We start from the raw sequence: 13,209 nt of genomic DNA, 5'->3' as shown, positions 1-13,209 counted from the left end.
GCGGATCGGTTCAGGAGGTGCGGGTGCCCGGGTTCACGCATCTGCATACCGTTTCCGGGTTCTCCCTGCGGTACGGGGCCTCGCACCCGGAGCGGCTGGTGGAGCGCGCCGAGGAGCGGGGGATGGACGCCCTCGCGCTGACCGACCGCGACACCCTGGCGGGTACGGTCCGGTTCGCCAAGGCCTGTGAGCGGGCCGGGGTGCGGCCGCTCTTCGGGGTGGAACTCGCCGTGGCCCCCGCACTCGCCGGACGCGTGGAGGGCGAAGGGCGTACGCAACGGCTGCGGACCCCCGCCCGCGGGGGTGCCTTTGTCGATGAATCCGCACCCCGGGTCACCTTCCTCGCCCGCGACGGCGCGCAGGGCTGGGCCGAACTGTGCCGCCTCGTCACCGCCGCCCACGCGGCCGTGCCCGACGGTGGCCGGCCCCTTCTCGACCGCTCCGCACTGCCCGCCGAAGGGCTCACCGTGCTGCTCGGCCCCGCGTCCGAGGTGGGCAGGGCGCTGACCGCCGGCCGCCCCGACCGGGCCGCCGCCCTGCTCGCGCCCTGGCGGGAGATGTACGGCGACGACCTGCGGCTCGAAGCCGTCCACCACGGCCGTGACGGCACCGGCCCCGGTTCGCTGCGGCTCGCCGCCCGTACCGTCGGATTCGCCGCCGAGCAGGGGACACGGGCCGTGCTGACCAACGCCGTCCGGTACGCGGACCCGGGTCAGGGCCCGGTCGCCGACGTGCTCGACTCCGCCCGCAGGCTCGTCCCCGTCGACCCGCGCCGCGCCCCGCTCGACAGCGGTGAGCGCTGGCTCAAGGACGCCCGCGCCATGGCGGAGACCGCCGAGCGGATCACCTCCGCCGCAGGCCTCGGCCCCGGCGCCGGGGCGCGGCTGCTCGCGGAGACCCGGCGCACCGCCGACGCCTGCGTGGTCGACCCCCGGGGCGACCTCGGCCTCGGCTCCGTCCACTTCCCCGAACCGCACCTCGTCGGCGCGGACCGGCGCACCGCCCAGCGGGTGCTGGCCTCCCGCGCCGCCGCGGGCATGGTGCTGCGCGGCTACGACCGCAGGCGCGCGTACTGGGACCGGATGCACCACGAGCTGGACATCATCGCCCACCACAACTTCGCCTCGTACTTCCTCACGGTCGCCCAGGTCGTGGACGACGTACGGGAGATGAAGGTGCGGGTGGCCGCGCGCGGCTCCGGGGCCGGTTCCCTGGTCAACCACCTCCTCGGCATCGCCCACGCCGACCCGGTCGAGCACGGGCTGCTGATGGAGCGGTTCCTGTCCAAGCGCCGCTTCGTGCTGCCCGACATCGACATCGACGTCGAGTCGGCCCGCCGCCTCGACGTCTACCGCGCGATCATCGGCCGCTTCGGCGCCGAACGGGTCGCCACCGTCGCCATGCCCGAGACCTACCGGGTGCGCCACGCCATCCGCGACGTCGGCGCCGCGCTCTCCATGAACCCGGCCGAGACCGACCGGCTCGCCAAGGCCTTCCCGCACATCCGGGCCCGCGACGCCCGCGCCGCCATGGAGGAACTGCCCGAACTGCGCGAAGTGGCGAGGACGAAGGAGAAGTACGGGCGGCTGTGGGAGCTGGTGGAGGCGCTGGACGCGCTGCCGCGCGGCATCGCCATGCACCCGTGCGGGGTCCTCCTCTCCGACGCCTCGCTGCTGCGCCGCACCCCCGTCATGCCCACCAGCGGCGAGGGCTTCCCCATGGCGCAGTTCGACAAGGAGGACGTGGAGGACCTCGGGCTGCTCAAGCTCGACGTGCTCGGGGTGCGGATGCAGTCGGCGATGGCGCACGCGGTCGCGGAGGTGAAGCGGGCCTCCGGGCAGGAGGTGGACCTGGACGCCGTGGAGCCGGACGACCCGGAGACGTACCGGCTGATCAAGTCCGCCGAGACGCTCGGCTGCTTCCAGATCGAGTCACCCGGCCAGCGCGATCTCGTCGGCAGGCTCCAGCCCGCCACCTTCCACGATCTGGTGGTCGACATCTCGCTGTTCCGGCCCGGTCCGGTCGCCGCCGACATGGTGCGCCCGTTCATCGAGGCCCGGCACGGCCGGGCGCCGGTCCGCTATCCCCACCCCGACCTGGAGGGGCCGCTGCGCGAGACGTACGGAGTGGTGGTCTTCCACGAGCAGATCATCGAGATGGTCGACCGCATGACCGGCTGCGGCCGGGGCGAGGCGGACCGGGTCCGGCGCGGGCTCTCCGACCCCGAGTCGCAGGACCTGATCAGGCCCTGGTTCGGCCGGCACGCGGCGGCGCGCGGGTACGGCGCGGATGTGATCGCCCGCGCCTGGGAGATCATCGAGGCGTTCGGGAGCTACGGCTTCTGCAAGGCGCACGCGGTGGCCTTCGCCGTGCCGACGTACCAGTCGGCCTGGCTGAAGGTGCATCACCCGGCGGCCTTCTACGCCGGTCTGCTCACCCATGACCCGGGGATGTACCCGAAGAGGCTGCTGCTCGTGGACGCGCGGCGGCGCGGGGTACCGGTGCTGCCGCTGGATGTGAACCGCTCCGCGGCCACTCATCGAATCGAACTGGTGTCTGATGGTGAGGGAGGGAGGGAGTCCTGGGGGCTGCGGCTCGCGCTCTCGGACGTCCATGGGATCAGCACGGCCGAGGTCGCCCGGATCGAGGCCGGACAGCCCTATACCTCGCTGCTGGACTTCTGGCAGCGGGCCCGTCCGGGCAAGCCCGCCGCCGAACGGCTCGCCCAGGTCGGCGCGCTGGACGCGTTCGGCGCCAACCGCCGCGACCTGCTGCTCCACCTGTCCGAACTCCACCGCGCCCAGCGCGGCACGGGCTCCGGCGGCTCCGGCGCCCAGCTCCCGCTCGGCGGCGGGCACCGCACCGGCTCCATCGGCCTGCCCGACCTCAACGAGGCGGAACGGCTCAGCGCGGAGCTGGGGGTGCTGAGCATGGACGTCTCACGCCATCTGATGAGCGATCACCACGCCTTCCTGGAGGAGCTCGGCGCGCTGTCGGCCAAGCGGCTGCGCGAGGCCCGGCACGGGGAGACCGTGCTGGTCGCGGGCGCCAAGGCCGCCACCCAGACCCCACCCATCCGCTCCGGGCGCCGGGTCGTCTTCACCACCCTGGACGACGGCACGGGCCTGGTCGACCTGGCCTTCTTCGACGACAGCCACGCCGCCTGCGCGCACACCGTCTTCCACTCCTGGCTGCTGCTGGTGCGCGGGGTGGTGCAGCGGCGCGGGCCGCGGAGCCTGAGCGTGGTCGGCTCGGCCGCCTGGAACCTGGCCGAACTGGCCGAACTGCGGCGCACCGGCGGACTCGACGCGGTCGCGGCCCGGCTGGCGCAGGTGCCCGCCGAGGCGGCTGCGCCGGACAAGGAGGCGGCTGCTCCGGAGAAGGAGGAGGCGCCCGTCGGCGACGACGGCCGCCGGATCCGGATGCCCACCGGCTACGAGATGAACCCCTGGTCCGACCTCCAGCCGCCCGGCGAGGGCGTACCCACCGGAAGGAAGCTGTGGCACCAGAGCCCGGGGAGCGCGGGATGAGCGGGGCGAGCGGGATGGATGAGGTGAGTGGGATGAGCGAGCAGCCCGGAATCCTCTGCCTGCGGTTCCGCAGGGTCGGCGGCGGCCTCCCGGACGACGCCGGCTACGCGGGGCTGCTCGCCCTGCTCGGTTCGTTCACCCCGGTCGTCGAGGCCGCGCCCCCCGACGGGGCGCTCGCCGACGTCCGGGGCGCGCTGCGCTACTTCGGGCAGGACGTGACGGGGCTGGCCTCGGTGATCCGGGTCCGCGCCCTGGCCCTGCACGGTGCGGACTGCGCGATCGGGGCCGCCGAGAACCCGATGCTGGCCCGGATGGCGGCACGGCAGGCCGCGCCGGGGACGACCTTCGTGGTGCCCGTCGGCGGGGCCGCCGCCTTCCTCGCGGACCGGCCGGCCGCCGCGCTGGACGGCGTGGGGGCGGCGACGGCCCGCACCCTGTGCGGATACGGGCTCGACTCCGTCGGCCGGATCGCGGCCGCCCCGCTCGGCACCCTGCAACGGATCACCGGGGTGCGGACCGGACGCGACCTGTGGGAGCGGGCGCACGGCATCGACCGTACGGCGGTCGTGACGAACGCCGCCGCCCGCTCGCTCGCCGCCGAACGGACCTTCCCCCGCGACGAGCTGGACCCGGAGCGGCAGCGTCGTGCGCTCATGTCGCTCACCGAGGAACTGGGGGCGAGGATGCGCGGCGAGGGGCAGGTGTGCCGCTCGCTCGCGGTCTCCGTGCGCTATGCCGACCGGACCGGTTACGCGACGCTGACCCGCAGCCGTACGCTCCGCGAGCCCACCGCGCACTCCGCGGAACTCACCGCGCTCGCCTACCGCATCCATGACTCGTTCGCCCTGCAGCGGGCCCGGGTGCGGGGGATCGCGCTGCGCGCCGAGGGGCTCGGTGACGCCGGGCGGGCCGCGCACCAGCTGACCTTCGACCCGGTCGACGAACGGGCGCGGCGGATCGAGGCGGTCGCGGACCGGCTGCGGGACCGGTTCGGACCCCGGGCCGTGATGCCGGGGCGACTCGCGGCCTGAGCCGCCCGTCGGGAACCGTCCTGAAGCTACGGTTACTCCCGCGTCAGTTTTTACCGACGCGTAACTTCCCCCTCCACCTTACTCATGCGTAATTTGGCATGAGCACGTAGAACGTCTCAGAACTTGTGGTCCGGACCGCAGGGTGCACAGACAACGCAACTCCTGCACAGACATCGCAACTCCCTTGAGCCGCAAGGAGACCACCCGATGCTGCCCTGGACCCGTGCGCCGCGTACCCCACGTACACGGACCACCCTCGCCGCACTGCTCCTCGCCGTCGCCGCAGTCGCCACCCCCACGGCCACTGCCGCTGCAGCCGCCCCCACCACCGCCACGGTCACCTCCCGTGGCTGGAACGACTACTCCTGCAAGCCCTCCGCCGCCCACCCCCGCCCCGTCGTGCTGGTCCACGGGACCTTCGGGAACGCGGTCGACAACTGGCTCGTCCTCGCCCCCTACCTGGTCAACCGGGGGTACTGCGTCTACTCGCTCGACTACGGGCAGCTCCCCGGTGTGCCGTTCTTCAACGGCCTCGGCCCGATCGACAAGTCGGCCGGACAGCTCGCCGCCTTCGTCGACAAAGTGCTCGCCTCCACCGGGGCGCCCAAGGCCGACCTCGTCGGCCACTCCCAGGGCGGCATGATGCCGAACTACTACCTGAAGTTCCTCGGCGGAGGAGCCAAGGTGAACGCCCTGGTCGGGCTCGCCCCCGACAACCACGGCACCACCCTCCTCGGCCTGACGAAGCTGCTGCCGTACTTCCCCGGCGCCGAGGACCTGCTCAATGCCGGTACGCCCGGACTCGCCGACCAGGTGGCGGGATCGCCCTTCGTCACCAAGCTCAACTCGCTTCCCGACACGGTGCCCGGTGTGCACTACACCGTCATCGCGACCAGGTACGACGAGGTCGTGACCCCGTACCGGACCCAGTTCCTGGACGGGCCGGACGTACGCAACGTCCTGCTCCAGAACCTGTGCCCGGTCGACCTGTCCGAGCATGTGGCGATCGGAACCATCGACCGGATCGCCTACCACGAGGTGGCGAACGCCCTGGACCCGGCGCACGCCACCCCGACCACCTGCGCCTCGGTCATCGGGTAAGCACCGGTTCCCCGGCCGGATCCGTCAGAGTCCGCGCCGGGCCGCCGCGGCGGCCCGGCGACGGACCGAGACCAGCAGCGCGGCCGCGCCCAGCGCGATCGCGGCCGCGCCGCCCATGGCCACCCGGCTCGTGGCGGCGCTGCCGCCTGTCTCGGCGAGGTTGTCGGAGCCCGCGACGGGGGTGTCGCCCGAGGCGCTGTCCGGCTCCGGCGCATTGGCCGCAGCGGCCGTCGCGCCCGTGGCCTCGGTGACGGCCTCGGTGACGGCAGCGCCTGTACCGGCGTCGTCGTCACCGTGGCCGCCGTGCTCCACCGAGGACTTCTCCGCCCCCTCGGCGATCTCCTGCTCGGAGGGCGCCGAAGCGGACGGGGCGGGCACGGCGGCGACCGAACCGCTGCCGCTCGTGCCGCTGCTGTTCGTGTTGCTGCCGCTCGCATCCTTGCCGTCCGCACCGCTCGTGCCCTCGAAGACCACGTCGGAGCACGCGTAGAACGCCTCGGGGGAGTCCGACCGCTGCCAGACGGTGTAGATCAGCTGACGCCCCGAGCGCTCGGGAACGGTGCCGCCGAAGACGTACGAACCGTCCACCAGCTCCGGGTCGGTGGCCTCGGCGAACGGCTTCTCCTCCAGGTCCGACCACTTCAGCGGCTTCGCCGGGTCGTAGCCGGCGTTGGTGAGATACAGCGCGAAGGAACCCTTGTGCGGGGCGGTGGCCCGGAAACGGAAGGTGTGCGAGCCCGCCTTCAGAGCGGTGGCCGGCCAGTCGGCGCGCGGCAGGTCGAGCCCCTCGAACTTGTCGTTGCCCGCACTGCACAGCTTGCCGTCCGGAATCAACTGCCGGTGCTGTCCGGCAGCATTGGCGATGTTGACGCCGTTCCAGTCGTACAGCGCCTGCGTGCCGCCGGCCGCGACAGCGGCCACGCACGCGGCTGACCGCGGGTGCTCGGGCCCCTCGGCGAAACAGGCCGAGACCCGGCTGACCGGATCCGTCAGCGAGCCGTGCGCCGAGGCCGGAACAGCGGTCAGAACGGCGAGTACGAGCGGCGTCGCACCGAGCGTGGCGACGGCGGCGGTCCTGCGACGGGAGGGGGAGATGGCGGGCATGGTGACGTACTCCTTCAGCGGTCCACGGCGGTGTGCGGGGCGTCCCGGGAACAGCAAGCTAGCCCGCGCCCGACCCCGGACAAGCCCGGAGAACGGGCTGGTGGCGATCGTTATGACGCGCTTAAGGGGCCACTCAAGACCGCTTAAGAACGTCAAGAGGGACCGGCCGCCCGCGGACCTGCCGGCACCTGCCCCGTTGTCAGTGGCAGCTGGCACGATCGGTTCATGACGACGATCGACTGGGATTCAGCCGCCGGTACCTTCGACGACGAGCCGGACCACGGCCTGCTCGACCCCGTGGTCCGGCACGCCTGGGCGCGGCGTCTGGAGAGCTGGCTGCCCCGGGAGCGTTCCGAGGTGCTCGACCTCGGGTGCGGCACCGGAAGTCTGGCACTGCTCGTCGCCGGGCAGGGCCACCGGGTCACCGCCGTGGACCGCTCGCCCCGCATGGTCGAGCAGGCGCGCGCCAAACTGGCCGGCACGGGCACCGAGGTGCTGGCAGGGGACGCGGCCGCACCACCCGTCGGCAAGCAGCGGTTCGACGTGATCCTGGCCCGGCACGTGGTGTGGCTGCTCCCCGATCCGGCCCGGGTGCTGCGCCACTGGTTCGGGCTGCTGCGGCCCGGCGGCCGACTGGTCCTGGTCGAAGGCGTGTGGAACGGGGTCGGTCTGTCGGCCGTGCAACTCACCGCGCTGCTCAGCCCCTTCACCGAGCGCGTTCATCACGAGCCGCTCTCCGGCGACCGGGATCTCTGGGGCAAGGAGGTCGACGACGAACGCTACGCGCTGGTCGCGCGTGCCGAACCCCCGCGTCGGCACACCGAGGTCGTCGATGTGCATCTGATCCTCCGCCGGGGCTCCGACGTCCTGCTCGCCCGGCGGGCCGGCACGGGATACGCGGACGGGCTGCTGCACGCCCCGTCCGGGCACGTGGAGGACGGCGAGGACGTCCGCGCGGCGATGATCCGCGAGACGGCCGAGGAGATCGGGGTGGAGCTCCAGCCGGAGGAGCTGCGCGTGGCCCTGGTCATGCAGCACCGGGGACCGGGCGGCAAACCCAGGACGGGCTGGTTCTTCGAGGCGGCGTACGACCCCGACAGGCCGCCGTACAACCGGGAACCGGACAAGTGCTCCGAGCTGCAATGGTTCCCGCTGGACGCCCTGCCCGACGACATGGTCGCGTACTGCCGCGCCGGCCTCGACGGCTACCGGAGCGGGGAACACTTCCTGGTCCACTGGCACGAGGACGGCGACACCGTCGCGTTCGAACCGGGGGGCGTCCGGCGGGCCGTTCCCCTGCCGGCCGGCGGGGTCCGTACCGGGCTGCTCCACCACATCGAGCTGTGGGTGCCCGATCTGGCGGCCGCCGCATCCGGCTGGGGCTGGCTCCTGGGCGAGCTGGGCCATGCCCCGTACCAGCAATGGGCGCACGGGCGCAGCTGGCGGCGGGGTGACAGTTACGTGGTGATCGAGCAGTCGCCCGACCTGGCCCCCGGCGCGCACGAACGACGCCGGCCCGGGCTCAACCACCTGGCGTTCCACGTCGAGGACCGGGCCACTCTCGACGCACTGGTGGCCCGGGCCCCGGAGCACGGCTGGCGGCTGCTCTTCGGCGACCGCCATCCGCGCGCGGGCGGAGACGGGCATGTGGCCGCGTATCTGGAGGACGCGGCGGGGTACGAGGTGGAGCTGGTGGTGAGCTGAGGCCCCTGGGCTCCAGGCCGCCGGGCCCCCGGGCCGCCAGCCCTACCGGCCCCTGGGCCGCCGGAGCGGCGGGCCGCGGGGCGGCGGGCCGCCGGGCGGCGGTTCAGCCCAGCAGGCTCGCGAGCCCCTCCTCCGTGCGGGCGAGCCGTTCCAGCTCGTCCAGGGCCGCCACGGCCGCACCGGCCGCCTCCGGGTCGCGGCCGGCCAGTCCGCTCTCCTCGAACTCGTCCTCGTCGAGCCGCAGTACGGCGGTGCGGTCCGCCGACACCCACAGATCGAGATCCAGGTCCTCGACGAGCAGCTCGCCGTCCCGCAGCACGGCCGGACGCGTCACATCGCAGTACCAGCCCTTGAGTTCGCCCGCACCCGTGCGGACCTCCTTCACCGCGAACCAGGCGTCACGCCAGTAGTACTCGGTGAAGATGTCGCCCGGCTCGAAGCGCACGAAACCGAAGTCGCGTACACCCGGGGCGGCCCAGGGGGCCCGCACCGTCACCCGGGTGTCGTCGTCGGCGACCAGGGCGGCGGGGTAGCGGATCTTGGTCTTTCCGGCCTTGACCAGGACGACGGTCAGCCCGGCGTCAGACGATCCTGCGGACATGGCGTACCTCCGTGGCACAGATCTCGTAGCCGAACCAGCGGTTGATCGCCAGCATCGGAGCGTTGTCGGCGTCGTTGCCGGTGTAGGCGTCGGTGTACCCGGCGGCGCGCGCCCGGTGCAGCGAGTCGTTCTTGGCGAGCTTTGCCAGCCCGCGGTTGCGGTGGGCCCGCCGGGTGCCGGTCATCCCCGACCAGTAGCGGTTCGCACCGTCGGTCTCCGCCGCGCTGAACGCCGCCACCTCGCCGTCGGCCACCACGACCGAGGTGAGGTGGTGGTCGAGACCGGGATTGCCCCAGGTCTCGCCGAGCCACTCCTCGTAGTCCGTCAGCTGGGTGGGGGTGTCGCTGGGCTCGTCCGCGGTGGTCTCGGCATCCGCCTCGAAGAGCGGACGCGGGTCGTCGGCGAAGTCGGCGGCGGTACGCAGCTCGACACCGGCCGGGAGCTCCTGACGGGGCGGCAGCGTGCCGCCCGCGAGGTCGAGATGGAGGAAGTGCGCCGGCCGGCTCGGCGCATAGTCGTGCTTCCCGGCGAACGCCCGGTTGCCGGGGGTGTCCAGGACCCAGGTGTAGACCGAGGTCGCACCGGCCAGGGCCAGGTACTCCTCGGCCGTGCGCAGCAGCAGCGTGCCCGCTCCCCGGCCGGTCCGCTCCGGGTGGGTGTACGGATTGCAGAACGCCTGGCCCGGCTCGGGGCTCTCGTACGCCAGCCCCACCTGGGCCGTCCCGATGACCTCGCCGTCCTCCTCCGCGACCAGCAGCCGGTAGCGCTTGTCCGGATGGGCGGTGGCCAGGTCGAAGACGACCTGCTCCGGCGTGGTGACCATGTACGGGAGGGCAGCGCGCCGCACCCGCACCCAGTCCTCGGCGTCGGCGGGCCGGAAATCGCGCACGATGACAGTCATGCGCCGGACGCTACCCGCGGGCCCGGCCCGGCCGCCCCCGAATTTCCGGCGGTGGGGCAGAATCGGCCCGTGACTCTGAAGATCGCCGTTGACCCGGATGCCGGCACCGCTCCGTACGAGCAGCTGCGCACGCAGATCTCCGAACTGGCCCGCTCGGGGGCGCTGCCGGTCGGCTACAGACTTCCCACCGTACGTGGCTTCGCCGAGGAGCTGGGCCTCGCTGCCAACACCGTCGCCAAGGCCTACCGCGCGCTGGAGGCGGACGGGGTGATCGAGACGCGGGGGCGCAACGGCACGTTCGTCGCCGCGGCGGGCGACGCGGCCGACCGCCACGCGGGCGCCGCGGCGCGGGAGTACGCGGAGCACGCCCGCCGGCTGGGGATGTCCCGGGCGCGGGCCCTGGAGCTGGCCGAGGACGCGGTGCGGGCGGTGTACGCGGACTGAGCCGAGGGGCGCGCGGGCGCGGCGTGTCGCAGCGGCCCGTGACTGCGGGCCCGTCCGCGCGTCGCGTGGCCAGCGGCCCGTCCGCGCCGCGGCTCAGAGGTACAGGCCCGCGTCCGCCCCCGAGTCCTGCTTGGGCACCGACGCGGGGCCGGTGCCGCGGCGCAGCGCGTACAACTCCGCCAGGGTCGTGCCCTCGCGGGTCACGTCCCGGCCCAGGCCCTCCTCCGTACCGAGCCAGGCCGTCGACTCCTTGCGGGTCAGCGGGCCCACCTCGATCCGGGCCAGGCAGCGGCCGGGCCTGACGACCGCCGGGTGGAGCCGTTCCAGGTCCTCGTTGGTCGTCACCCCGACCAGCACGTTGCGGCCCTGGCCCAGCAGTCCGTCCGTGAGGTTCAGCAGGCGCGACAGCGCCTGGCCGGCCGTGTGTTTGGCCTCGCCGCGGATCAACTCGTCGCAGTCCTCCAGGAGCAGCAGGCGCCAGCGGCCCTTCGCGCTCCCGTCGTCCTCGCCGATCGCGATGTCCATCAGATAGCCGACGTCGTTGAAGAGCCGTTCGGGGTCGAGTACGCAGTCGACCTGGCACCAGTCGCGCCAGGACCGCGCCAGCGTGCGCAGGGCTGACGTCTTGCCGGTCCCGGGAGGGCCGTGCAGCAGGAGCAGCCGGCCCGCGATGTCGTCCGGGGTGACCTTCATCAGCCGGTCCATCGCATCGGCCACGGGAGCGGTGTAGTTGGACCGGACCTCGTCCCAGGTGCCCGCCGCGATCTGACGGGTGGTGCGGTACGGGCCCCGGCGCGGCGAGACGTACCAGAAGCCCATCGTCACGTTCTCGGGCTGCGGCTCCGGCTCGTCCTGGGCGCCATCCGTCGCCTCTTCGAGCACCTTGTGTGCCAGCTCGGCGGTGGTCGCGGTGACCGTGACATCGGCGCCCCGGTTCCACCGCGAGATCAGCAGCGTCCAGCCGTCGCCCTCGGCCAGGGTGGCGCTGCGGTCGTCGTCGCGGGCGGCGCGCAGCACCTTCGCCCCCTTGGGCAGCAGCGTGGCGCTCTTCCTGACCCGGTCGAGCGAGGAGCTGTGCGAGTACGGCTGCTCGCCCGTCGCGAAGCGGCCGAGGAACAGCGCGTCGACGACGTCGGACGGGGAGTCGCTGTCGTCGACGTTGAGCCGGATCGGCAGAGCGGACTCGGGGGTGGCTGACATGCGGCCCATGATCCGGCACGGAGGCACCTGGCGCACCCAGGTTTCGTCACCTGCCTCAGCCCGCCCCGGGGTGCGTTGCGCACCGTATGACACGAACTCAGGGAGCCGTCGGCGAAAGGCCGTCCGATCGATTTGGCATGAACACTTCCAGAGCGGCTTCGCTGCTGCTACCACTGAGTAGGCAGAGATCCTGCTGGTCGGTCCAAGGGAGGTTCCATGAAGATATCCAGACTCATGGCGTTCTCGTCCTCACTCCTGCTCGGCGCCGTCATCGCCCTGACCGGGGCAGCCACCGCCAACGCCGCACCGTCCCTCCAAGCCGTCGACTACGTCGCGCTGGGCGACTCCTACTCCTCGGGGGTCGGCTCCGGCAGTTACATCGGCTCCAGCGGTGACTGCAAGCGCAGCACCCTCGCCTATCCCTCGCTCTGGGCGGCCGCCAACTCACCCGCGTCGTTCGCCTTCACCGCCTGCTCGGGCGCCCGCACCAACGACGTGACCGCGAGCCAGCTCGGGCCGCTCAGCTCGTCGACCGACCTGGTCTCGATCTCCATCGGCGGCAACGACGCGGGTTTCGCCGATGTCATGACGACCTGTGTCCTGCAGTCGGAGGCGACCTGCCTCAACCGGATCGCCACCGCCCGCGCCTACGTGGACTCCACGCTGCCCGGCCGGCTCGACTCGGTGTACTCGGCGATCAGCGCCAAGGCCCCGTCGGCCCACGTCGTCGTGCTCGGCTACCCGCGCTTCTACAAGATCGGCGGCAGTTGCGTCGTCGGCCTGAGCGACAAGGTCCGCACCGCCATCAACGGCGCATCCGACTACCTCAACGCGGCAACCGCCAAGCGTGCCGCCGACCACGGCTTCACCTTCGGTGATGTCGCCGGGACGTTCACCGGGCACGAGATCTGCTCCGGGAGTGCCTGGCTGCACAGTCTCAACTGGTTGAACATCGGCGAGTCGTACCACCCCTTCGCCGCAGGGCAGTCCGGTGGCTATCTGCCCGTTCTCAATTCGCTCGACTGACCGGCGCCGACCTCTGTTCGCACCTCCGTGCGGCGCCCCGTCGGACCGCCTGTCGAGAGCTCTGCAGGTCAGGGCCTTCTCCGATGGGCAGGCCCGACGGACCCGCGCCGCCCGGGGGTTGACGAACTGTCCAACTCGCCCTGGAATCGGGCGGATTCGCAGACTGGTCGTCAACCTCCGTATGTGTGTGCCCAATCCTGTGCCCGGGATACACGCGTGTCGCCGCGGGGCGATAGGGTTAACCTGCCCGGGCCGGGTGCCCTCGTACGGGTGGGGAGTGACATGGAACAGATAACGATGCGCAGCAGGCCGCGTGTGCCTGCCATCACATGCGGGAGCGGTGCGACGAGTTCGCGCCTCGACCGCCATCTCGCAGTGCTGGGCGGCCCCGCCGTCCCGCAGCGTGAGTCCGCCGAGGCGACGCTGCTGATGCTCGAGCTCACCTCGCGCGACGCCGCGCACACCCGCCGGAGCAGGAGCGCGAGGGTCTCGCTCTTCGCCCCGCTGCGGCGGCTGCGGCGCTCGCTCTTCGGCAGCCGCCGCTGACCCGACGCCCCGGTCCCGGCA

Annotated in this window: 11 protein-coding genes; 7 read left to right on the top strand and 4 right to left on the bottom strand. The window is 72.7% G+C overall.

Going from position 1 to position 13,209, the window contains the following annotated elements:
• Nucleotides 1-23: 23 nt before the first annotated feature.
• From ABTX18_RS19545 to ABTX18_RS19535, 3 genes are all read left to right on the top strand, one after another.
• Entirely contained in the window at nucleotides 24-3,530 is a 3,507-nt protein-coding gene (locus ABTX18_RS19545; RefSeq protein WP_352123943.1) for a DNA polymerase III subunit alpha, read from the top strand.
• 32 nt (nucleotides 3,531-3,562) lie between these two features.
• On the top strand, nucleotides 3,563-4,561 hold the full coding sequence (locus ABTX18_RS19540) for a DNA polymerase Y family protein (RefSeq protein ID WP_352123942.1): 999 nt from the start codon (nucleotides 3,563-3,565) through the stop codon (nucleotides 4,559-4,561).
• Nucleotides 4,562-4,768: 207 nt separating this feature from the next.
• On the top strand, nucleotides 4,769-5,662 hold the full coding sequence (locus ABTX18_RS19535; RefSeq protein ID WP_352123941.1) for an esterase/lipase family protein: 894 nt from the start codon (nucleotides 4,769-4,771) through the stop codon (nucleotides 5,660-5,662).
• A 24-nt stretch (nucleotides 5,663-5,686) separates the two neighbouring features.
• Here the strand turns inward: ABTX18_RS19535 and ABTX18_RS19530 are convergent, their stop codons facing one another.
• A complete protein-coding gene (locus ABTX18_RS19530) occupies nucleotides 5,687-6,766 on the bottom strand; it encodes a lytic polysaccharide monooxygenase auxiliary activity family 9 protein (RefSeq protein WP_352123940.1) in 1,080 nt (359 codons plus the stop codon).
• A gap of 225 nt (nucleotides 6,767-6,991) precedes the next feature.
• Here ABTX18_RS19530 and ABTX18_RS19525 point away from each other — a divergent pair, with 225 nt between their 5' ends.
• Entirely contained in the window at nucleotides 6,992-8,470 is a 1,479-nt protein-coding gene (locus ABTX18_RS19525) for a trifunctional class I SAM-dependent methyltransferase/NUDIX hydrolase/VOC family protein (protein WP_352123939.1), read from the top strand.
• Nucleotides 8,471-8,573: 103 nt separating this feature from the next.
• Here the strand turns inward: ABTX18_RS19525 and ABTX18_RS19520 are convergent, their stop codons facing one another.
• Nucleotides 8,574-9,071, bottom strand: coding sequence for a ribonuclease FAU-1 family protein (locus tag ABTX18_RS19520; RefSeq protein WP_352123938.1), 498 nt, complete (start codon nucleotides 9,069-9,071; stop codon nucleotides 8,574-8,576).
• Nucleotides 9,052-9,972, bottom strand: a complete 921-nt coding sequence (locus ABTX18_RS19515; protein WP_352123937.1) for a GNAT family N-acetyltransferase — start codon at nucleotides 9,970-9,972, stop codon at nucleotides 9,052-9,054. The genes ABTX18_RS19520 and ABTX18_RS19515 overlap by 20 nt, the downstream gene beginning before the upstream one ends.
• 69 nt (nucleotides 9,973-10,041) lie before the next feature.
• Between ABTX18_RS19515 and ABTX18_RS19510 the strand changes: the two genes are divergently transcribed.
• Nucleotides 10,042-10,416, top strand: a complete 375-nt coding sequence (locus ABTX18_RS19510) for a GntR family transcriptional regulator (protein ID WP_352123936.1) — start codon at nucleotides 10,042-10,044, stop codon at nucleotides 10,414-10,416.
• A gap of 93 nt (nucleotides 10,417-10,509) precedes the next feature.
• Here ABTX18_RS19510 and ABTX18_RS19505 read toward each other — a convergent pair whose 3' ends face one another.
• Nucleotides 10,510-11,625: a DUF5925 domain-containing protein gene (locus ABTX18_RS19505; RefSeq protein ID WP_352123935.1), complete on the bottom strand. Its 1,116-nt coding sequence runs from the start codon at nucleotides 11,623-11,625 to the stop codon at nucleotides 10,510-10,512.
• A gap of 225 nt (nucleotides 11,626-11,850) precedes the next feature.
• Here ABTX18_RS19505 and ABTX18_RS19500 point away from each other — a divergent pair, with 225 nt between their 5' ends.
• Nucleotides 11,851-12,642: an SGNH/GDSL hydrolase family protein gene (locus ABTX18_RS19500; protein ID WP_503061173.1), complete on the top strand. Its 792-nt coding sequence runs from the start codon at nucleotides 11,851-11,853 to the stop codon at nucleotides 12,640-12,642.
• A gap of 282 nt (nucleotides 12,643-12,924) precedes the next feature.
• Nucleotides 12,925-13,188 (top strand): hypothetical protein, encoded by a 264-nt coding sequence (locus ABTX18_RS19495; protein ID WP_078598324.1) that lies wholly within the window; start codon nucleotides 12,925-12,927, stop codon nucleotides 13,186-13,188.
• The last annotated feature ends 21 nt before the right edge of the window (nucleotides 13,189-13,209 follow it).

The organism is Streptomyces sp. NPDC096323 (assembly GCF_040302845.1).
Classification (GTDB): domain Bacteria; phylum Actinomycetota; class Actinomycetes; order Streptomycetales; family Streptomycetaceae; genus Streptomyces.
The sequence above is the reverse complement of the archived record's forward strand: the minus strand, read 5'-3'. Positions and strand labels throughout refer to the sequence as shown.

What these genes read in the sequence shown, in the direction of transcription:
- ABTX18_RS19525 (WP_352123939.1), top strand. Translation starts at nt 6,992, where the DNA reads ATGACGACGATCGACTGGGATTCAGCCGCCGGTACCTTCGACGACGAG.
- ABTX18_RS19495 (WP_078598324.1), top strand. Translation starts at nt 12,925, where the DNA reads ATGGAACAGATAACGATGCGCAGCAGGCCGCGTGTGCCTGCCATCACA.
- ABTX18_RS19505 (WP_352123935.1), bottom strand. Translation starts at nt 11,625, where the DNA reads ATGGGCCGCATGTCAGCCACCCCCGAGTCCGCTCTGCCGATCCGGCTC.
- ABTX18_RS19535 (WP_352123941.1), top strand. Translation starts at nt 4,769, where the DNA reads ATGCTGCCCTGGACCCGTGCGCCGCGTACCCCACGTACACGGACCACC.
- ABTX18_RS19500 (WP_503061173.1), top strand. Translation starts at nt 11,851, where the DNA reads ATGGCGTTCTCGTCCTCACTCCTGCTCGGCGCCGTCATCGCCCTGACC.
- ABTX18_RS19540 (WP_352123942.1), top strand. Translation starts at nt 3,563, where the DNA reads ATGAGCGAGCAGCCCGGAATCCTCTGCCTGCGGTTCCGCAGGGTCGGC.
- ABTX18_RS19520 (WP_352123938.1), bottom strand. Translation starts at nt 9,071, where the DNA reads ATGTCCGCAGGATCGTCTGACGCCGGGCTGACCGTCGTCCTGGTCAAG.
- ABTX18_RS19530 (WP_352123940.1), bottom strand. Translation starts at nt 6,766, where the DNA reads ATGCCCGCCATCTCCCCCTCCCGTCGCAGGACCGCCGCCGTCGCCACG.
- ABTX18_RS19515 (WP_352123937.1), bottom strand. Translation starts at nt 9,972, where the DNA reads ATGACTGTCATCGTGCGCGATTTCCGGCCCGCCGACGCCGAGGACTGG.